Here is a 21,847-nt window from a genome sequence, read left to right on the forward strand (position 1 = left end):
ATTAACGAATATTTAATGATTTTATTTGGTAATTTTTGATGAAAAAAATCGACTTTTGGTACTCCTATTTTATGACTAAAATTATGTTCGAAAAATTAAAATCAGAAGCGCTTGTACTGATAACAGATAAAAATTTAGCTGTAGAGGAGCGTTTGCAGCAGGTTTGTGATCTATTAAAAGAAAATGTTACTCATTATGATTGGGTAGGTTTTTATTTTAAAAACGGTGATAAAAACGAATTAAAATTAGGCCCTTATGCTGGCGCTGAAACTGACCACACTATAATTCCATTTGGCAAAGGTATTTGCGGACAGGTAGCCCTTAGCAATCAAAACTTTGTAGTGCCCGATGTCTCAGCCCAAGATAATTATATTGCTTGCAGCATTACCGTAAAGGCAGAGATCGTAATACCCTTATTTGTAAATGGAGAAAATATAGGTCAAATTGATATTGATTCGAACACACCAGACCCTTTTTCAGAGGAAGATGAGCGCTTTTTAGAGTTTATAAATAACGAAATAGCTAAAATTCTTTAAAACTTTAGCATTTTGTTGATAACATCGAGGTTTTTTAAACTCAAAAAAATTACTTTTGCGTGCTTAAATTACTAATAACAAGCACGTAAAAATGAGTACCACAAAAAAAGCTACCTCGGCATTAATTTCTGTATTTCATAAAGATGGTTTAGAGCCTATTGTAAAAAAATTCAAAGAATTAGGAATTACCATCTACTCTACAGGCGGTACTGAAAAATTTGTAAAAGATTTAGGGATTGATGTTGTTCCGGTTGAAGATGTTACCAGCTACCCCTCAATTTTGGGAGGTCGCGTAAAAACCTTACATCCGAAAGTTTTTGGCGGTATCTTAAACCGTCAAGACAATGCAGAAGATCAAAAACAATTAAAAGAATATGAAATTCCTCAAATTGATATTGTCATTGTTGATTTATATCCTTTTGAAAAAACAGTAGCAAGTGGTGCTTCTGAACAAGATATCATCGAAAAAATTGATATTGGCGGTATTTCTCTCATCCGTGCTGCTGCAAAAAATTTTAAAGATGTGCTCTGTGTTTCCTCCATGGAAGATTATGCCGATTTTTTAGGGCTTATCACTGAGAAAAATGGGACCACAAGCTTAGAAGATCGCAAACGTTTTGCGGCAAAATCGTTTAACGTTTCTTCGCATTACGATACCGCTATCTTCAACTATTTCAACAAAGACAAGCAAGAAACAGTTTTGAAAATTAGTGAAACTAACGGACAAGTGCTTCGCTATGGTGAAAATCCGCATCAAAAAGGCTATTTCTTTGGTGATTTTGAAGCGATGTTTACCAAACTACATGGTAAAGAATTGTCATACAACAATCTTTTAGATGTTGATGCTGCGGTTAATTTAATGAATGAATTTAAAGGTGATGAGCCTACGTTTGCCATTTTAAAACATAACAATGCTTGTGGTCTAGCTTCGCGAAGCACCTTACATCAAGCCTATATTGACGCTTTAGCTGGTGATCCTGTCTCTGCTTTTGGAGGTGTTTTAATAAGCAACAAAGAAATTGATGTTGCTACCGCCAATGAAATTCATGAGTTATTTTGCGAAGTAGTCATAGCACCGAGCTATGAAAAAGAAGCCATGAACATTTTACAAGGCAAGAAAAACAGAATTATTTTAATCCAGAATGAGCTTGCTTTACCAGACACAATAGTAAGGACTTGTTTAAACGGTATTTTAGTACAGGATAAAGATTTTATTACAGATGCTAAAACCGATTTAAAAACTGCCACCACTAAGGCACCAGCAGCTCAAGAAATCGAAGATTTACTTTTTGCTTCTAAATTATGTAAACACACCAAATCCAATACAATTGTATTGGCCAAAAACAAGCAATTATTGGCAAGCGGAACAGGACAAACATCGCGCGTTGACGCCTTAAACCAAGCAATCCATAAAGCAAAATCGTTTAATTTCGATTTAAAAGGAGCGGTAATGGCAAGTGATGCCTTTTTTCCCTTTCCTGATTGTGTAGAAATTGCACATAAAAGCGGAATAGCAAGCGTAATTCAACCAGGAGGCTCTATTAAAGACGAATTAAGTGTCGCTTACTGCAATACGAACGGAATTTCTATGGTAATGACTGGTACACGTCATTTTAAACATTAATTTTGTTACTTTCATCGATAAAACTTACATTTAGACCGTAACAAATTATTATAAATGGGATTTTTTGATTTCTTGACAGAGGAGATAGCAATTGACTTAGGTACTGCTAACACTCTTATTATTCACAATGACAAAGTCGTTGTTGACAGTCCGTCTATTGTCGCTAGAGATAGGATAACAGGGAAAATAATTGCTGTGGGTAAAGAAGCCAGCATGATGCAAGGTAAAACCCATGAAAATATAAAAACCATTCGTCCTTTAAAAGATGGCGTGATTGCTGACTTTGATGCTTCTGAAAAGATGATCAATATGTTCATTAAAAACATTCCAGCATTAAAGAAAAAATGGTTTCCACCAGCCTTAAGAATGGTTATTTGTATTCCTTCAGGAATAACCGAAGTTGAAATGCGTGCGGTAAAAGAATCTGCAGAGCGCGTTAATGGTAAAGAAGTATATCTTATTCATGAACCAATGGCCGCAGCTATAGGTATTGGATTAGATATTATGCAACCTAAAGGAAATATGATTGTCGATATAGGGGGTGGAACTACCGAAATTGCGGTTATTGCTTTGGGTGGCATCGTATGTGATAAATCGGTTAAAATTGCAGGTGATGTTTTTACCAATGACATCATTTATTATATGCGTACTCAGCATAACCTGTATGTAGGGGAGAGTACCGCCGAGAATATAAAAATTACCATTGGTTCAGCAACAGAAGATTTGCAATCACCACCAGACGAAATGTCGGTGCAGGGTCGCGATTTACTAACTGGAAAACCAAAACAAGTACAAATATCGTACAGAGAAATAGCCAAAGCCTTAGACAAATCAATCTTACGCGTTGAAGATGCCGTAATGGAAACTTTATCGCAAACTCCCCCTGAATTAGCTGCTGACATTTATAACACTGGAATTTATATGGCCGGTGGCGGCTCTATGCTTAGAGGTTTAGATAGAAGACTTTCACAAAAAACAGATTTACCTGTTTATATTGCCGAAGATCCTTTGAGAGCTGTTGTTCGAGGTACAGGAATTGCCTTAAAAAATTTAGAAAGGTATAAGAGCATCTTGATAAAATAACATAATCCCGGTTGTAAAAAGCGATTAAAAAACGTATTTAAAATGCTGTATAAGCAGAAAACGAAGTAGAAAATTAGGAGAGCAGATGCAACAGATTATCAATTTTATTTTTAGAAATAAAAATCTGCTGCTGTATTTATTACTGTTGTTTATAGCACTTGGTTTTACGGTACAATCACATTCGTACCATCAATCAAAATTTTTTAATTCTGCCAATTGGATTACTGGTGGTATATACAAAGCCTCAAATAATATATCGGATTATTTTAATTTAGAAATAGAAAACGAAAAATTAGTTCAGGAGAATATTCGATTAAAACAATTACTCTTTAACCAAGAATACAACGCAGAAATACCAATCGATACTTTATTGCTGGATACCACACAACTCGATTACACCATCGTTTCGGCAAAAATTATAAAAAATAATTATTCACTTCTCGACAATTACATTACTTTAAACAAAGGAGCTAAACAAGGAATACAACAAGACATGGGTGTTATTACACCGAACGGAATACTAGGAATCGTAGAAAATACAAGTACTAATTTTTCTCGAGTTCAAAGTATTCTAAATAGGCGGTCTAACCTCAATGCCAAACTAAAGAATACCGAAAATTTCGGTTCCCTAATTTGGAATGGGAAAGATTATAATACCGTACAACTCATTGACATTCCCCGAAGAGTGCCTATAAAAATTGGAGATACCATATTAACAGGAGCTGCTTCAAGTATTTTTCCAGAAAACATTCTTATTGGTACCATCAAAAAATTTGATTTAGATGTTTCAAAGAGTTCTTACAGCATTGATGTTCAGCTTTTTAACGATATGACTAATATCAAGAATGTGTATATCATTAATAATAAGAATAGAACCGAATTGAAACAATTAGAAGCACAAAATAATGTCCAGTACTAATTATCTAATACTTTTTTTAAGGTTTATAGTGCTCGTATTAGCGCAAGTACTACTGTGCAATAAAATTGGATTTTTAGGTTTTATAAATCCCGTCATTTACATTTTGTTTCTATATTGGTATCCGATTAAGCAAAACAGAGCTGTTTTTATTATACTCTCTTTTTTATTGGGTTTTACTATCGATATTTTTTCAGATACTCTAGCCTTTCATACCGCAGCTACCGTAACCATAGCCTATTTAAGACCCACCATCATGCGTTTTTGCTTTGGTGTTAATTTTGAATTTCAAAGTTTTAAAATTGCGACGGTTCCTTGGATACAGAAAATTACTTTTTTAGCCTTGCTTATTAGTATTCATCACATGGTATTCTTTAGCTTAGAAGTTTTTAGTTTCGATAATTTTCTGCTAATTTTAAAGAAAACAATACTCGTGAGTTTGGCCTCATTACTACTTTGCATACTGTTCAGTTCCTTATTTAGCCTTAAAAAAGAATAGTATTCTAAGCGTAATCGGTATTATTTTCAGTTCCTTTGTATAAATTATTTTATTTTTCATTCGTCATGAAAAAATTTCTTTTATCCTCGATCATTATTATCATAGGGCTTTCCTTCATTGGAAGATTGTCTTACTTGCAGCTATTTAGTTATTCTTCTACACAAGTGTTGGAAGATATTGCCATTAAAGCAGTTTATGACTACCCAGAACGTGGGTATATTTATGATAGAAATGGAAAATTACTCGTTGCGAATCAACCCGCTTATGATGTCATGGTTATTCCCCGTGAAGTCAAAAAATTAGATACCCTAGAGTTCTGTAAATTATTAGGTATTGAAAAAAAAGATTTTTTAAAGCAAATCGCAAAAGCTAAAAATTATTCCCCAAGACTACCCTCTGTTTTAGTGCCGCAATTATCAAAGGTCGATTATGCGCGATTACAAGAGAAGATGAGAAAATACCGTGGATTTTACATTCAAAAACGTTCTTTACGTTACTACGACACGAACAGTGGAGCAAATGTTTTTGGTTTTATTTCTGAAGTTAATGATTTTGAATTGAGTGAAAACCCCTACTACAAACAAGGAGAATTAAAAGGGAGAACAGGTATTGAAAAACAATATGAAGAACTATTAAGGGGTAGAAAAGGTGTAAAATACATTCAAAAAGACCGATTTAACAGAGATATTGGTCCCTATAAAAATGGAACCCTAGATACGCTTCCACAACAAGGTAAAGAAATTAAAATTACGATTGATAAAGTTTTACAGGAGTATGGAGAGCTTTTAATGCAGGGAAAACGAGGTGGAATTGTAGCCATAGAACCAGCCACAGGAGAAATATTGGCCATGATTTCAGGCCCTTCTTATGATCCTGCATTGTTAGTGGGTAGAGAACGCTCAAGGAATTATACAAAACTTTATAACGATTCTATAGCGCAACCTACCTATGATCGCTCTGTGCTCGCCCAAACTTCACCCGGGTCCCCTTTTAAAACTATAAATGCTTTAATTGGTTTACAAGAAAATGTAATTACACCCGAAACTAAAATTCAATGCTTTAACGGGTTTTATGTCGGGCAAAGAAAGCGAGGTTGCCATTGCGGCGGTGGTTTAAGAAAATTAAATGATGGTATTTTTAGATCATGTAATGCCTATTTCGCAGGAACTTTTAGAAAAATATTTGACAAATACCCAGATTCTGACGAGGGATTAGATGTTTGGGATGAACATGTAAAAAGTTTTGGTTTGGGAAGCTTCCTAGGATCTGATATTCCAACAGGTAGAAGTGGCCTTATCCCTACAACCGACACCTATGACAGAATGTATGGCGACAATAGATGGTCATCAAGCTACTTTATTTCTAACGCGATTGGTCAGGGAGAAGTATTGGTGACCCCGATTCAATTGGCCAACATGACTGCTGCCATTGCCAATCGAGGCCACTATATTGTTCCACACGTATTAAAAGAAGTTGAAGGTGTTCGTATAAAAGATTCTATTTTCACCCAGCCTCAATATACTACCATAGATAAAAAACATTTTGAACCTGTTATTGAAGGGATGGCCGATGTTTTTAGACAAGCAGGTGGTACTGCACATCGACTGCAAATTGAAGGTATTGCTATCGCTGGAAAAACAGGAACTGTAGAAAACTTCACCAAAATTAACGGTGTTAGAACACAACTAACCGATCATTCTGTCTTTGTTGCTTTTGCACCAGTCGACAATCCTAAAATTGCTTTAGCTGTGTATATAGAAAATGGCTATTTTGGTGGGCGGTATGCCGGACACATCGCTGCCCTTTTAATAGAAAAATATTTAAAAGGAACCATCACAAGAACCGATTTGGAGAAAAAAATGTTGGAAAAAACACTAGAAAAAGAATATGCCAAAGCATTGAGTGGTGAACCTTTTAGAATAAATGAGCGCAACTGGTAAAGGAGTATTAAAACGATTAGACTGGGCATCGATTTTTATATTTATGCTCTTAGTTGGTATTGGTTGGTTAAATATCTATTCTAGCACCTACTCCCAAGGGCAAGAAGATATGTTCGACTTTTCTACGGTCTATGGGAAACAACTTATTTTTATTGGGTTAAATATTGTTTTAATCATTATTATTCTCGCGTTAGAAAGTAACTTTTTTGAGCGTTTTTCAAGTGTTATTTATGTTATTTCTTTGATGTTACTCCTTGGCCTTTTTGCTTTCGGCACTACCATTGCAGGAGCAACTTCATGGTATAATCTGGGATTTTTTAATTTACAACCTTCCGAACTAGCTAAAGTAGCTACTGCCCTTGCCTTAGCAAAATATCTAAGTGATATACAAACAGATATTAAACGAAACAAGGATCAATTATTTGCTTTTTTAATTCTTTTAATTCCTGCTTTTTTGGTCATCCCTCAACCCGACCCAGGAAGCGCTCTTGTTTTTTTCTCCTTAGTTTTTGTTTTGTTTAGAGAAGGAATTCCTATTTACTACCTTGGAATCAGCATTTCTGCTATCCTTGTATTTGTTTCCACACTTATGTTTGGTACGATTTGGATTGTCATTATTCTTGGTCTATTGATAGGGTTGTTCCTTTTGCTAAAAAAACAATCTTTAAAAATACCGCTGATCCCTATAGCCATAGTTTTTATAATCACCATCCTTTTTTCGCTGTCCGTTAATTTTGTCTTCGAAAATGTTTTTGAACAACGCCATAGAGACAGATTTAGCTTATGGTTAAGCCTAGAGAAAGATCCTAAAAAATTAGAAGAAATACGAAAAACGATAGGGTATAATACCTATCAATCGGAAAAAGCCATTGAATCTGGCGGTTTATTTGGAAAAGGTTTTTTAGAAGGAACAAGAACAAAAGGTGATTTTGTACCAGAGCAACATACCGATTATATTTTTACCACGGTGGGAGAGGAATGGGGTTTTATGGGTACAACCGCTGTAATTGTACTGTTCACTCTTCTACTTTTACGCTTAGTATACATGGCCGAACGACAGAAAAATGCCTTTAACAGAATGTATGGCTATGGGGTCATATCTATTTTATTTGTCCATTATTTTATAAATATTGGTATGGTTATAGGCGTACTACCCACCATCGGTATTCCTTTGCCATTTTTTAGTTATGGTGGCTCAGGATTGCTTGGGTTTACAGCCTTACTTTTTATTTTTATAAAAATGGATGCGAACCGATTAAAAGAAGGATTTTAAAATTTCCAGTCTTTATCCCCTATTTGGCTTTCTAGTGTATTTTCTTCCTGGTCTGGAAGCTTTTCAAAAAAATCTATTTTTGTTCTTCTTTCTATTTCATCCACAGATACCAAAAATGATTGCAAAGGAGCGTCAGTAGGCTTATTGGGAAACAGAAAACCAACCATTTTAATGCTAGTCCCTTGATTACGTGCTACAATTTTATAAAAATAATTAGGTACACTTACCGCTTCGTCACCAATGGCGTCCAAATTTTCTTCTAAAACACCTCCTGTCATGATATATAAATCGCCGTACTTTTTACACCAATAGCGCACTTGTTGCTCCAAATCATTCCAAACACCTGCATTAAATTCAGAATTTTGAGGACTAATGTTACTGGTGTAAAATGTCTCGTTATAGGCATACTCTGAAAATCTACGATCACCAGCAGGGCATAAATGCCCTCGATCATATCCAGAACCACGATAGTTTCTCCAGTCAGCTGACTTCGTGCGCACCTTAGGATCTTCAATAAAATAAGGTCGTTCTCTATCGTCGTAAGTAAGCTGTTCTTTTGTCAAGGCATAAAAAACCCATTCTGCTTGTTCATGTTTTTCGTGATAAGAGAGTGAGAAGTTTGCATGATGTACAATTTCATTCGTTGTCGAGCTCGGTAACAATAAAGCAGCAACAGGAGCTTTGGTTGTATTTTTATTCGGGTCGGTATAGCTAGCTGGCGTATAAAAATTATCAACTAACCAAAAAATAACAATACAAACCAACATTAACAAGGTGTAAATTGCTTTTTTATTCATAGGAGTTCTCATAAAAGACCAAGTTACTGTAATTTTGTATATTCTTAAAAATTCATCTTCAACTTTAAACCTATGAATCGCCTTCTCCAAGATACTTTTACCAAAGAGTTACCACAAGATCCTACTGTAGAAAATACGCGGCGACAGGTAGAAAAGGCTTGCTATTCTTTGGCAACGCCTAAAAAAACATCGAATCCAAAACTACTTCACGTGGCTACAGAGATGGCAGAAACTTTGGGAATTTCTAAAGAATTTATCGGTACTCATGAATTTTTAGAAATTGTAACTGGAAACAAAGTCATAGAAAAGTCTAAGCCTTATGCTATGTGTTATGGCGGGCATCAATTTGGGCACTGGGCTGGTCAATTAGGAGACGGAAGAGCTATAAACCTAGGTGAAATAGTACAAGATAACCAACGATGGTTTTTACAATTAAAAGGGGCTGGCGAAACCCCTTATTCCAGAACAGCAGACGGACTTGCGGTTCTAAGATCTTCAGTTCGAGAATATTTATGCAGTGAAGCCATGTTTTATTTGGGAGTACCCACCACCCGTGCCCTTTCCTTGTCATTAACAGGCGATCAAGTGTTACGAGATATGTTGTATGATGGCCATCAAGCTTATGAAAAAGGAGCTATAGTTTGCAGGGTTGCTCCTTCTTTTTTGCGCTTTGGTAGTTTTGAAATTTTCAGTGTGCGTCAAGATTACAAAACATTAAAAACACTAGTCAATTATACCCTAAAATATTATTATCCTCACTTACCAAAAAACAGTAAAGCATCGTATATTCAATTCTTTAAAGAGGTTACAGAACGTACGCTCACCATGATTATTCATTGGCAGCGCGTTGGTTTTGTTCATGGGGTCATGAATACCGATAATTTATCTATTTTAGGTTTAACTATAGATTACGGCCCCTATGGCTGGTTAGAAGGCTATGATCCGGAGTGGACACCAAATACCACCGATAGGCAACATAAAAGATACCGATACGGCAATCAGCCCAATATTGGGTTGTGGAATTTATACCAGTTAGCCAATAGCCTCTATCCTTTAATCGAAGATGCCGAACCTCTAGAAGAAATTCTAGAGGACTATAAAACTAATTATGGCCTGTCCTACTTGGAAATGATGAGGGCTAAGGTTGGCCTATTTTCTAAGCATGAGTTAGACTCTGAACTACTAGAAGCATTAGAAACTGTTTTACAAAAAACAGAAACAGACATGACACTATTTTTTAGACTACTCAGTACTATACATAAAAACGATACCCCAGCTGCTGCCATTACAAAAATTAAACCTTCTTTCTACACACCGTCCGCATTAAAAGGTACTGTTTTAACGCGTTGGGAAACCTGGTTTACAAACTATCTAAAAAGAGTTCAAAACGAGTCGCTCTCGGATGTAGAAAGACAAGAAAAAATGAATAAAGTAAACCCAAAATATGTCTTACGAAATTATATGGCTCAATTGGCCATTGATAAGGCAGACGAAGGTGACTACTCTTTAATTGACGAATTATACACGCTATTAAAAAATCCGTACGATGAACAGCCTTCTTATGAAAAATGGTTTTGCAAACGCCCAGAGTGGGCTAGGAACAAAGTAGGATGTTCTATGCTATCTTGTAGCTCATAGGAGGCATAAATACGATTTACTTCTTAATTATTTGATTACAATAAAAAATCCTGTGATGTACACCACAGGATTTTTTATTGTAAAGGTTGACTTTGATACTTTGTATTATTTAGCCTTTTACACTTGCGTATTTTCCGTTTTTGATTTCATGCTTTTTTAAGTCCTGCAATACATTTACAGCTTCTTCAATATACACATCTTTAGCTAAATCTTGATACCAATCATTGCGTTTGTCCTTCAAAACAGCATCTTTAACAAACAAGCTTTCCTCATATTTCAAAGACTCAAACGTAAGCTTAGAGTCGTACTCTGATAACTTTTTAAAGTACTTCGATTTTTCCTTACCAGCAACTTCCTCTTTTTTATAATCAGCATAATTTAAAGATACCATGGTTTGGTCTTGTTGCGACTTTAACCATTGGGCGTTTTCTTCAATTAATTTTATTTGCGCATTATTTGCCATCCGTTTAGAACTGTTCGCAATAGTTACCTCATAATCTATATACCCATCCCAAGTTTTGTAATTAGCAGGCTCAATCTTATCCCAACCTAGTGGGTTTTGTTGATCTCTTTCGCCAATATCAATATAACTGTAACGATCTGGCACCACAACATCTGATTTTACACCTTCTAGTTGCGTAGAACCACCATTAATTCTATAGAATTTTTGGGTCGTTAATTTTATAGCTCCTAAATCCCCATGTTCATTGCTACTTACAATCCGGTCTAAAGGAATTACATTTTGAACCGTTCCTTTACCAAAGGTTTGTTTACTGCCTATAACTACGGCTCTTTTATAATCTTGCATCGCGGCAGCTAGTATCTCTGAAGCTGAAGCCGATAATTCATTGACTAAGATAACTAAAGGCCCATCCCATTGAATGCGTTCATCAATATCATCATGAATTTCACGTTGATTGTCTTTAGAACGTACTTGAACAATAGGTCCATCTTTTATAAATAAACCAGCCATTTCAACTACCGTTTTTAATGATCCCCCACCGTTATCTCTTAAATCTAAAATTAAGCCTTGGGCACCTTCTTCCTTCAAACGTTCTACTTCTTTAGCTACATCCGAAGCCGCATTGCGTTCTCCTTCGTAATCATCAAAACTAACATAAAATTGAGGTAAATTAATGATCCCGTATTTTTGGTTGTCTTTAATAATATTGGCTGATTTAGCAAAAGTTTCTTCAATTTCAACAATATCTCTTGTAATAGAAATTACTTCTACACTACCATCTACTTTTCGCATGGTTAAATCAACCACGGTTCCTTTTGCTCCCTTAATTAGTTTTATAGCGTCGTCTAAGCGCATGCCCACAATACTTACCGGAGGCTCTCCCTTTTGACCCACTTTTAAGATTTCATCACCAACTTCAATTTGCTTATCTCTCCATACTGGACCACCAGAAATAATTTCAACAATTTTAATTCCCTCGGTGCGTTTTTGCAATCGCGCTCCGATACCCTCAAATTTACCTGACATTCTAGTATCAAACTTTTCTTTTTCCTCTGGAGCAAAATAAAAAGTGTGAGGGTCAAATTCTTCTACAATGGTGTTCAAATACTGAACAAACCAATCTTTGCGCTCCAAGTCTGCCACAAAGTCAAAAAATTCATCTAAAGTTTTACCCGTATCTTCACGAGCTTCCTTTTCTGCTTCTTTTTTAGTTAAAGGCTTTTTGTTGGTCTCCTCTGTGCTTTCTAAACTAGTTTCGAACGCTTCATCATTTGCTGATGTATTTACAGCAACATCAGTATTACTTCGTGTTAATTTTGAATCGTAATTTCCTAAAGTAGCGTATTTTAATTGCTTTCTCCAGCGCTCTTTTAATTCTTTTCTAGTGCTTACAAATGATTGCTTATTGTAATCAATATCAATATTTTCTTTAACGTCGTAATCAAAAGGCGATTCTAAAACTTCTTTATAAATGCCTTTAGCCTCTTCCATACGTTTCATTAATTTATCGTAAACGGTATTGAAAAAAGTGATGTCTGTGTTTTTAATTTGATCATCAATAGAAAATTTATACTGCTCAAATTCTTTGATATCACTCGCTAAGAAATAGCGTTTTGTAGGATCTAATCCATCAATAAAATCTTCAAAAATATGAACTGAAAAATCATCATCAATAGTTTTGGATTGATAATGCCCCTTTTCTAAAACATAGGTAATAAGGTCAAGCAAAAGCTTGTCTTTATCGTCGTTTTCAAAAGATTTATTCGTAAAACTACAAGATGCTACTGCAAATAGCATCATTAAAAGTGCGTAGGCTAATTTGTTTTTCATAACTTTTTTTTAATCAAATTTAGTATTAAAAAAGTATAGCAATATGCTTTAATACATTTTGAACTCTCTAAGATACTGAAAAAACCGTGCCAGTTTATTACTCAAATAGTAAATTTTTGTTAAACAGTTTATTCAGCCAATAGTATTGAAAAACGTATTTTTACAAGATAAATTATATAGAATGAAAAAACCTTTGATTTTAGTCACTAATGATGATGGCATAACAGCACCCGGCTTAAGAGCTTTAATAAGCTATATGAAGGAAATTGGAGATGTTGTTGTTGTGGCTCCAGACAGTCCGCAATCGGGGATGGGTCATGCCATTACTATTGATAGTACGCTATATTCAAAAAAGGTAGTCATCGACTCAGAGGATACAAAAACTCAGGAATATAGTTGTAGTGGCACACCTGCTGACTGTGTAAAATTGGCTTTACAAGAATTATTAGATAGAAAACCTGACTTATGCGTAAGTGGCATTAATCATGGTTCAAACTCATCGATAAATGTAATTTATTCTGGAACTATGAGTGCAGCCATTGAAGCAGGCATTGAAGGTATTCCGGCCATTGGTTTTTCTTTATGCGATTATTCTTGGAATGCAGATTTTAGTCATGCAAAAAACGATATACAAAAGATAGTGCGAGAGGCTTTAAAAAACAGCATCCCTTCAGGAGTGGTTTTAAATGTAAATATTCCTAAATTAAATAAGGAAGATTTAAAAGGTATTAAAATTTGCAGGCAAGCTAGAGCCAATTGGAAAGAAAAATTTGACAAAAGGCAAAGTCCCACTGGAAAAGACTATTACTGGCTTACTGGCGAATTTGAACTACTCGACAAAGGAGAAGATACTGACGAATGGGCCTTGTCTCAGGGCTATATTTCAGTAGTACCCACGCAATTTGATTTAACAGCACATCATGCCATACAATTAGTAAATAACTGGAATTTAAACTAAATGAAAACAAAAAAAGAAATAGGTATTGGGTTTATGGTAGGCCTTATTGCTAATACTATAGGCACTTTGCTATACATCGTTATTTTTTCTGATTTGAGTATTACTGAAACTTATAAAGCTGCCGTGGCAGAAGGACATATAGGCAGTTTATTAGCCTTGGGTGCCGTTCTTAATCTAGGCGCATTTTTTTTATTTTTAAAAATAAAAAGAGATGCTCGGGCAAAGGGTGTTTTAATTGCAACACTTTTAACTGCCTTATTGATTATGTATTATAAGGTGTTTTAAAAAAAGTTGTTCGTCTTTTCAATTATTAATTATTCCTTTTTAATTTTTAATTATACAAATGAAATATTACGTAATTGCAGGAGAAGCCTCAGGAGATCTTCATGGAGCCAACCTTATAAAAGAATTAAAAGCAGTGGATCCTCAAGCATCGATACGCTGCTGGGGAGGTGATTTAATGCAAGCTGCTGGTGGGCATTTAGTAAAACATTATAAAGAACTCGCTTTTATGGGTTTTTTAGAAGTGTTCACTAATATCGCTACTATTTTTAAAAATATTTCATTTTGTAAAGAAGATATTCATGAGTTTCAACCTGATGTTCTTATTTTTATTGACTATTCCGGTTTTAATCTTCGCATTGCAAAATGGGCGAAAAAGGAAGGATTTAAAACCAGCTATTATATTGCTCCACAAATCTGGGCATCAAGAGAAGGTAGAATAGAAAAAATAAAAAGTACCATCGATAACATGTATGTTACGCTGCCTTTTGAGAAAGAATTCTATGAAAAAAAACATCAGTATAAAGTGCATTTTGTTGGGCATCCTTTAATCGATGCCGTAGAAAACTATCCTAAAATAGACAGCCTAAGCTTTAAAAAAGAATATGATTTAAGCCTGAATAAACCCATTATTGCCTTACTACCCGGAAGTCGAAAGCAAGAAGTATCTAAAATGTTACTCGTGATGCTTTCTGTAGCTCAGGATTTTCCCGATTATCAGTTTGTCATTGCCGGAGCACCAAGCTTAGATGAAGAGTTTTATACCCCCTTTTTAAAAAACACAAACATTGGGTTAATCTTCAATAAAACCTATGAAATTCTACAAGTTGCGCATGCAGCCTTAGTAACGAGTGGCACCGCTACATTAGAAACTGCACTTTTTAAAGTGCCTCAAGTGGTTTGTTACAAAGGCAGTTGGATATCGTACCAAATTGCAAAGCGAATTATTACCTTGAAATATATTTCATTAGTCAATTTGATTATGGATAGAGAGCTGGTCAAAGAACTAATTCAAGAGAATTTAACTACCCATAATTTAAAAACCGAGCTAAGCCATATTTTAGATCCTTCCAAAAGAAAAACACTGTTAGAAAACTACGACTTATTAGAAGAAAAATTAGGAGGTTCCGGCGCCAGTAAAAATACAGCTCAACTTATTTATCAACAATTAAAAGCATAAACTGAACGTTTTTTACCTTAAAAAATAGGCAGGGCCAACAGTTAGCATAAAAATAGCTAAACAACATTATTTTAAAAAGAAAGGATGAATTAGGAAAGCTATACTGTCTATTTTTAATTTTATTGGTTCTTTCCTTATTAAATATATTTTCACGCAAGCCACCATTCAAATAAATTTTCTACTTTTGGTATGAAATCAGCCCTAAATCAGTATTAATGCATCGGAAGTTTTTATATATTTTATCTACTTTTTTGATTTCAAGCTGTGGTGTTGCCAAGAAAAAAACTACCTACGGCACAACGAATACTAAAAAAATTACAGTTGGCGGTTCTCCTTCTTCCACGAACACAACAGCTCCTGCTGAAGTTGTTATCGCTAACACTGAAGGTCCGCGCTATGTACTTAATAGAGCAGAAGACATTATAGATTCTGCCCTTGAATTCTCAGGTACTCGTTACAAATTAGGAGGCACTACGAGCAAAGGCATGGATTGCTCAGGACTTTTATTTGTTGCTTTTAGCAATCATGATATACATTTACCGCGAACCTCCTATAGCATGGCCGAAGAAGGCAAAGAAATTCGCTTAAAAGAAGTAACGAAAGGAGATTTAGTATTTTTTAAAACCAGTAGAAAAGCAAAAAAAATAAATCATGTAGGCTTAGTTGTGGCTATAGACGATGGTGAGATTAAATTTATACACTCTACAACCTCAAGAGGCGTTATTGTATCTTCATTAAAAGAAGGGTATTGGAATTCTGCCTTTATAAAAGCCACTAGAATTTTGTAAAAAAATATAGCGTATGCAGTTATTAAAATTTGTGCCAATAAAATTGACACTTTTTTTAGTGGCAGGAATTTTAACAGGATACTATTTTAACTTTTCTATTCTATTTCCCTTCATAAGCGTACTACTTTTAATAATCATTCTAGGCTTTCTATTTAAAATTAAGAAAAGAACCTCTTCCGCCCTTTTCGGAGTGATCGCTTTACTAAGCACTTTCTGTATTGGTTTGTTCGCCGTAAGTATGGCCAACCCAAAAAATTATAAAACCCATTATTCTAATTTTAACGGCAATGAAGTACAGGCTATTCAACTCAAGATCGTTGAAGTTCTGAAGCCCAATAGCTTTTCTGCCAGATATATTGCCGAAACTCAAGCCATAGGAAAACAAGTTGCTTCAGGAAAATTACTTTTAAGCATTGCAAAAGATAGTACTAAAGCAGTATTGCAAATTGATGAGGAAATCCTTGTTTATAACAGCATTAAAGCAGTTAATTCTCCCTTAAATCCACATCAATTTAATTATAAGAAATATTTAAAAGATTTAGGAATTCTAGGACAACTACACGTTAAAGAAGCTGATTATATCAAAAAAACAAATCCTTCTAAAACTGTATATGGCCTTGCAGCCCATATCAGGGAACGTATTATTAGGTCTTTAAAAACTGAAAACTTTGGCACCGAAGAATTAGCTATTATTCAAGCTTTATTGCTAGGGCAAAGAAATGATATTTCCGAAGATACCTATGATGCTTATAAAGACGCTGGTGCCGTTCATATTCTTGCTGTTTCTGGTTTGCACGTGGGTATTCTGCTACTTATTTTGCAATTTTTACTACAACCGGTAAAAAGCTTAGCCTTTGGGCAGAACATAAAATTAGTTTTGGTTGTCGTATTCCTTTGGGCCTTTGCCTTTATTGCCGGATTGTCGGCTAGTGTAGTTCGAGCTGTTACAATGTTTTCGTTCCTGGCCTATGCACTCTATTTAAACAGGCCGTCAAATAAATTTAATATTCTAGCCTTGTCGCTTTTCTTTATTTTACTTATAAAACCAATGTATCTATTTCAGGTAGGTTTTCAAATGAGTTATGCAGCCGTGTTTGCTATTTTATGGATATACCCAAGGCTTCAGCGTTTTTGGTTTCCAAAGCAATTTTTAATTCGAAAAATCTGGCAATTAATGAGTGTAAGCATCGCTGCACAATTAGGCGTTTTACCGATTAGCTTATTTTATTTCCACCAATTTCCTAGTTTATTCTTTATCTCTAATGTAGTGATTGTTCCCTGTTTGGGAATAATTTTAAGTGGTGGTCTTCTGGTTATTATTTTATCGGTACTACAAATTTTACCAGATTTCGTCACCTACTTATACAACGAAATAATACAAACAATGAATGCCATTGTATATTGGGTAGCCCAGCAAGAATCGTTTGTTTTTAAAACAATATCTTTTGACGGTATACAATTAGTTCTTACCTATATTTTGATATTTTTACTAGTTACTTACTTTAACAAACCCGCGTTTAAAAAGATGATGTTTTTTTTAGGAAGTATTATTGCACTTCAAACTTGGTCTTTTATTCAGGTATATACCACCCATAAAAAGGAGCATCTTATGGTACTACATCAAACAAAATACACAGGAATCTTAGCTCAAAATGGAGCAGCACTAAAACTTTGGACTAATCATCCTAAAAATTTTGAGACTATCATTCAGAACTATAGTTTGAACGAACGAATAGTAAACTTTTCGGTAGATTCTTTACAAAACAATTATCAGTTCAAGACCAGAAGTTTGTACCTATTCGACAGTTTGGCTATTTTTCCTCCAAAAGACTTTTCTTACGATATCGTAGTACTCACACAATCTCCAAATATTAATTTAGACCGTTTAATTGAAGCTTTAAAGCCTACCCTAATCATTGCCGACGGTAGTAATTATAAGAGTGATGTGGTACGTTGGCAAGCCACTTGTGCAAAAACAAAACTCCCTTTTCACTATACGGGTGACAAGGGAGCTTATGATGTATCCCTTTCAGAAAGGAAACATTGAAAAAGTAGTTTCTAGCTCTTTACAGGCGCTCTAGTATTATACCAAAGTGAGCGTTAAATAAAAATGCTTAAAATATTCTAATGAACTTTACCCATTAATTTTTTAATAAATGGAGACGCTATTAAAACGATGATTGCAGCACCTATAGCGTACTTCGCAATTAATCCAAAACCATCGGTGTAAACCGTCAGTGTATCCAAACCTCCAATATTTTTATCATCACTTTCAATCGCTAGCTGCTTACTTATAAACCCTACGATTTGAAATGCAAAAGCAGACGATAAAAACCAAATACCCATCATAAATGCCACGATACGCTTTGGCGATAAATCAGTTATTTTAGACAATCCTACTGGAGACATGAACAATTCTCCAACCGATATTAAAAAATACATAATTAACAAGTAAGAAAATGGCACCATCCCATCTGCATCGGCACTACCACCGCTAAGAGATAGTATTAGGAAGCTTATTCCCGCGAAGGCTAAACCTAGTGCAAATTTGTAGGGTGTTCTTGGATCCAGCTTCTTCTTTTTCAAGTAGGTAAAAAGCATCGAAATCGGAATCGATAAAATAATGATATACATTGAGTTTAAAGCGTTGGTTTGTGATGCATCAATAAAGGACAAATTCACATTTCGCTCCGCAAATAAAGTAATAACACTACCTGAAAGTTCATGAAAACCCCAAAATATGGTCATAAAGAAGGATATCAAGATAGCCACAATCAATTTTTTACGTTCATCCACATTGGCTTCAATCAAAATTTTGGTTAAAAATAAGGCAATAGCTGCCGCGATGCCATAAAATATAAGATTTACAATATTTTCGCCCTCCAAAAAAGACCCTTCTTCTCCTAAAGACTTATAGGCTGATAATAAAAAAGCAATTATCGGAACTGACAATACTGCCAAAACCGGAATCATAATTCCTTGCCGTACTCCTGCTATTTTCTTGTCTAAAATCATTTCTGTTGGTGGCAGCCCTTTATCGCCAAAAACGTTCTTCTTTATACCGCTCCAAAAAGCTATAAGGCCTAATAACATGCCTATTCCCGCTAATCCAAAACCATAATGCCAACCATAGGTTTTCCCTAACCAACCACAAAGTAAAGGAGCTACAAAGCCCCCAATATTAATTCCCATATAAAAAATCACAAATCCAGAATCTTTTCTGATGTCGCCATCTTTATATAAAGACCCTACAAAAGTGGAAATATTAGGCTTAAAAAAACCATTACCCACAACAATTAGTGCTAAGGCTGTAAAGAATGCGTAATTGTTTTCTATGGCCAACACAAAGTGCCCAAATGCCATTAAAATACCACCTAAAAATATAGAATTTCTCAATCCTAAAATCTTATCTGATATTCTACCCCCAATAACGGTGGAAGCGTATACCAAAGAACCATAAGATGCGTAGACCGCCGCTGCTGCAAAATCTCTTGTCGTTAATGCCTCAAAGACTACATTCACCATGTAAAGCGTTAATAAGGCCCGCATTCCGTAAAAACTAAAACGCTCCCATAATTCTGCAAAGAAGAGGTAAAATAATCCTTTTGGGTGCCCGAAAAGCTCTTGCTCTTCCATTGGTTTCAATGTATTTTCCATACTATTTAATTGGTTTTAAATGGGTTTTAGTTATAGGTTTTCTTTAATAAAATTGGTCATTTTGTTATACAAATGAAGTCTTGTATTGCCCCCGTAAATTCCATGATTTTTATCAGGATACATAGCCCAATCGAACTCTTTGTTGGCTTGCACCAAAGCTTCGATCATGCGCATGGTATTTTGAACGTGCACATTATCATCGCCAGTACCATGTACTAGTAAATAGGCTCCTTTTAGCTTATCCGCATAATTAAATGGAGAATTTTCATCGTACCCACTTGCATTTTCTTGAGGGGTTTGCATATAACGTTCTGTATAAATACTGTCGTAAAAACGCCATGAAGTTACTGGGGCTACCGCAATAGCCATTTCAAAGGTGTCATTGCCTTTTAAAATACAATTGGTGCTCATGAAGCCACCATAGCTCCAACCCCAAATACCAGTTCTGTTAGCGTCAATATAAGGCAATTCACTTAATTTTTGAGCAGCACTGATTTGATCTTCAACTTCAAACTTCCCTAATTCTTTCTGCGTTATTTTTTTAAAATCGCGCCCTTTATATCCAGTTCCTCGACCATCTACACAGACTATTATATAGCCTTCCGACGCAAGTAATTGGTACCAGTAATCGTTTGATCCCATCCAAGTATTTGAAACCGATTGTGAACCTGGTCCGCTATATTGAAACATAAATAAGGGGTATTCTTTAGTGGCATCAAAATTTGCTGGTTTGATCATCCACATATTTAAGTCGTTATCATTTACCGAGATGGTTGAAAATTCTTTAGGACTTATTTGATAGTCTTCTAATTTTTTTACTAAAGCCTTATTATCTAAAATGTCTTTTACTTTTTTACCTGTTAATGCCTTGTGCAAGGTATATTCTGGTGGAGTGGTGGCACTAGAAAAAGTATTGATGAAATAGGTGAAATCTGCACTAAAATCGGCTCTATTTTGGCCCTCCTTGCTGCTTAACCGCCTTTTATTTTTGCCGTTGGTACCAATACTATACACATCGCGATTTATGCTGCCATTTTCAGTGCCTTGATAGTATACTTTATTTTGCTTTTGGTCGTATCCATAATAATTAGTCACTTCCCAGTTACCTTTAGTAATCTGCTGTATTAACTTCCCATCTTGACGGTATAGGTAAATATGATTGTAGCCGTCATTTTCGCTCGTCCAAATAAAACTATCATCTTTTAAGAATGTTAAATTATCCGTTATATCAACATAGGCTTTATCTTTTTCCTCTAATAACACGGAAACGGTATTATCATTAGCGTTTACCGCATACATTTTTAAATGATCTTGATGCCTGTTTAAGGTTTGAACGCTTAGCATATTGTTATCGTTCATCCATTTAATCCGTGGAATATAGTAGGCATTGTCAACATTTACATCAGAAATTTTACCTGAATCAACATCGAGCATGTGCAAGGTCACTAGGGCATTATCTTCTCCGGCTTTTGGATATTTAAAAACCGTTTGTGTTTGGTATAAATCGGTGCCATAAACATCCATAGAAAACTCAGGTACCTTGGTTTCATCAAATCGTATAAAGGCAATTTTACTGCCATCTGCATTCCAATCGAAGGCCCTCACAATGCCAAATTCTTCTTCATAGACCCAATCGGTTACCCCATTGATAATTTTGTTTTTAATGCCATCAGTGGTTACCTGCATTGTTTTTTGAGTAGCAATGGTAAAAATATAAAGGTTATTTTCGAAAACATAAGCAACCTTACTGTTATCTGGCGACAGCGTTGGTTCTTGAATTTTAGTATCCGAAATTTTTATAGTTGATTTTGTCTTGACATCGTAGATATAATAAATGGCAAGCGAAGACCTTCTAAAAATAGCCTCTCTTTCAGTTACCAATAATACCTTGCTTTCATCAGCACTAAACACATAGGATGAAAAATTAGGTATCCCTGGTAAATTTCCAGAATCAACCACAGTGCCTACTTTGTTTAAGGTTTCATAATCATAAATATCAATACTAGAAGTTCGGGTATTTCTATCAAAATTTAAAACAGTGTATTGCGTTCCGTTATTCAGTGAACGCAAGGCATCTAAGCCTTCAGTTCTAAACGTGCCATTCCATATTTCTTCGAGGGACACTGGTTTATTCTGGGCCTGAGCACTTAGGCTAATAGCAATTACAATAAGGAAAAAGGATAGAATTTTTTTCATGTTATTCGATAAGGTTTACAAGAAAAAGAAGTCAATTTAGAAATATGCTGGAGACTAATTTTACGAGTGAGACTAAAAAAAAAGTTTTTATTTATAATTTGAGATAAAAATAAACTTTTATAAAGAAAAACACACCAATTCATGCATAAGATTATTTCACAGCTTAGGCTTGATGGTTGCGCGCTAG

General features: G+C 35.1%; 17 protein-coding genes. 13 read left to right on the forward strand and 4 right to left on the reverse strand.

Going from position 1 to position 21,847, the window contains the following annotated elements; all coding sequences use genetic code 11:
• Window positions 1–83: 83 nt before the first annotated feature.
• The 7 genes from GQ45_RS08295 to rodA all read left to right on the forward strand — a co-directional run bounded on the left by GQ45_RS08295 (window position 84) and on the right by rodA (window position 7,871).
• Window positions 84–536: a GAF domain-containing protein gene (locus GQ45_RS08295; protein WP_047420210.1), complete on the forward strand. Its 453-nt coding sequence runs from the start codon at window positions 84–86 to the stop codon at window positions 534–536.
• 91 nt (window positions 537–627) lie between these two features.
• Complete coding sequence (gene purH / locus GQ45_RS08300) at window positions 628–2,160, forward strand: bifunctional phosphoribosylaminoimidazolecarboxamide formyltransferase/IMP cyclohydrolase (RefSeq protein ID WP_047416646.1); 1,533 nt, start codon at window positions 628–630, stop codon at window positions 2,158–2,160.
• A gap of 54 nt (window positions 2,161–2,214) precedes the next feature.
• Window positions 2,215–3,243: a rod shape-determining protein gene (locus GQ45_RS08305; protein WP_047416648.1), complete on the forward strand. Its 1,029-nt coding sequence runs from the start codon at window positions 2,215–2,217 to the stop codon at window positions 3,241–3,243.
• A gap of 85 nt (window positions 3,244–3,328) precedes the next feature.
• On the forward strand, window positions 3,329–4,162 hold the full coding sequence (mreC, locus tag GQ45_RS08310; RefSeq protein ID WP_047416649.1) for a rod shape-determining protein MreC: 834 nt from the start codon (window positions 3,329–3,331) through the stop codon (window positions 4,160–4,162).
• Window positions 4,149–4,658, forward strand: a complete 510-nt coding sequence (locus GQ45_RS08315; RefSeq protein WP_047416651.1) for a hypothetical protein — start codon at window positions 4,149–4,151, stop codon at window positions 4,656–4,658. The genes mreC and GQ45_RS08315 overlap by 14 nt, the downstream gene beginning before the upstream one ends.
• Window positions 4,659–4,723: 65 nt before the next feature.
• Window positions 4,724–6,598 carry a penicillin-binding protein 2 gene (locus tag GQ45_RS08320; RefSeq protein ID WP_047416653.1) on the forward strand — a complete coding sequence of 625 codons (1,875 nt, stop codon included), beginning with the start codon at window positions 4,724–4,726 and terminating at the stop codon, window positions 6,596–6,598.
• A complete protein-coding gene (rodA, locus tag GQ45_RS08325; RefSeq protein WP_047416654.1) occupies window positions 6,582–7,871 on the forward strand; it encodes a rod shape-determining protein RodA in 1,290 nt (429 codons plus the stop codon). The genes GQ45_RS08320 and rodA overlap by 17 nt, the downstream gene beginning before the upstream one ends.
• Here rodA and GQ45_RS08330 read toward each other — a convergent pair.
• On the reverse strand, window positions 7,868–8,668 hold the full coding sequence (locus GQ45_RS08330; protein ID WP_047420211.1) for a DNA/RNA non-specific endonuclease: 801 nt from the start codon (window positions 8,666–8,668) through the stop codon (window positions 7,868–7,870). The two genes, rodA and GQ45_RS08330, sit on opposite strands and share 4 nt — an antisense overlap.
• 72 nt (window positions 8,669–8,740) lie before the next feature.
• Between GQ45_RS08330 and GQ45_RS08335 the strand changes: the two genes are divergently transcribed.
• A complete protein-coding gene (locus GQ45_RS08335; RefSeq protein WP_047416656.1) occupies window positions 8,741–10,306 on the forward strand; it encodes a YdiU family protein in 1,566 nt (521 codons plus the stop codon).
• 109 nt (window positions 10,307–10,415) lie between these two features.
• Here the strand turns inward: GQ45_RS08335 and GQ45_RS08340 are convergent, their stop codons facing one another.
• Window positions 10,416–12,599 (reverse strand): carboxy terminal-processing peptidase, encoded by a 2,184-nt coding sequence (locus GQ45_RS08340; protein WP_047416659.1) that lies wholly within the window; start codon window positions 12,597–12,599, stop codon window positions 10,416–10,418.
• Window positions 12,600–12,780: 181 nt separating this feature from the next.
• Here GQ45_RS08340 and surE point away from each other — a divergent pair, with 181 nt between their 5' ends.
• The 5 genes from surE to GQ45_RS08365 all read left to right on the forward strand — a co-directional run bounded on the left by surE (window position 12,781) and on the right by GQ45_RS08365 (window position 17,854).
• Window positions 12,781–13,557: a 5'/3'-nucleotidase SurE gene (surE, locus tag GQ45_RS08345; protein ID WP_047416662.1), complete on the forward strand. Its 777-nt coding sequence runs from the start codon at window positions 12,781–12,783 to the stop codon at window positions 13,555–13,557.
• A complete protein-coding gene (locus GQ45_RS08350; RefSeq protein WP_047416663.1) occupies window positions 13,558–13,842 on the forward strand; it encodes a hypothetical protein in 285 nt (94 codons plus the stop codon).
• Window positions 13,843–13,900: 58 nt separating this feature from the next.
• Complete coding sequence (lpxB, locus tag GQ45_RS08355) at window positions 13,901–15,019, forward strand: lipid-A-disaccharide synthase (protein ID WP_047416665.1); 1,119 nt, start codon at window positions 13,901–13,903, stop codon at window positions 15,017–15,019.
• Between the two features lie 215 nt (window positions 15,020–15,234).
• Window positions 15,235–15,807 carry a C40 family peptidase gene (locus tag GQ45_RS08360; RefSeq protein ID WP_047416666.1) on the forward strand — a complete coding sequence of 191 codons (573 nt, stop codon included), beginning with the start codon at window positions 15,235–15,237 and terminating at the stop codon, window positions 15,805–15,807.
• Between the two features lie 13 nt (window positions 15,808–15,820).
• On the forward strand, window positions 15,821–17,854 hold the full coding sequence (locus GQ45_RS08365) for a ComEC/Rec2 family competence protein (RefSeq protein ID WP_047416668.1): 2,034 nt from the start codon (window positions 15,821–15,823) through the stop codon (window positions 17,852–17,854).
• 77 nt (window positions 17,855–17,931) lie between these two features.
• On the opposite strand, the gene GQ45_RS08370 is transcribed toward GQ45_RS08365, so the two are convergent.
• Together GQ45_RS08370 and GQ45_RS08375 are read right to left on the reverse strand one after the other, a co-directional pair.
• The gene (locus GQ45_RS08370) at window positions 17,932–19,464 is read right to left on the reverse strand and encodes a peptide MFS transporter (RefSeq protein ID WP_047416671.1); all 1,533 of its coding nucleotides are present in this window, start codon (window positions 19,462–19,464) and stop codon (window positions 17,932–17,934) included.
• Between the two features lie 30 nt (window positions 19,465–19,494).
• Window positions 19,495–21,660: a S9 family peptidase gene (locus GQ45_RS08375; protein ID WP_047416673.1), complete on the reverse strand. Its 2,166-nt coding sequence runs from the start codon at window positions 21,658–21,660 to the stop codon at window positions 19,495–19,497.
• Window positions 21,661–21,847 lie beyond the last annotated feature (187 nt).

Origin of the sequence: Cellulophaga sp. Hel_I_12 (assembly GCF_000799565.1) — a bacterium.
Lineage (GTDB): Bacteria > Bacteroidota > Bacteroidia > Flavobacteriales > Flavobacteriaceae > Cellulophaga.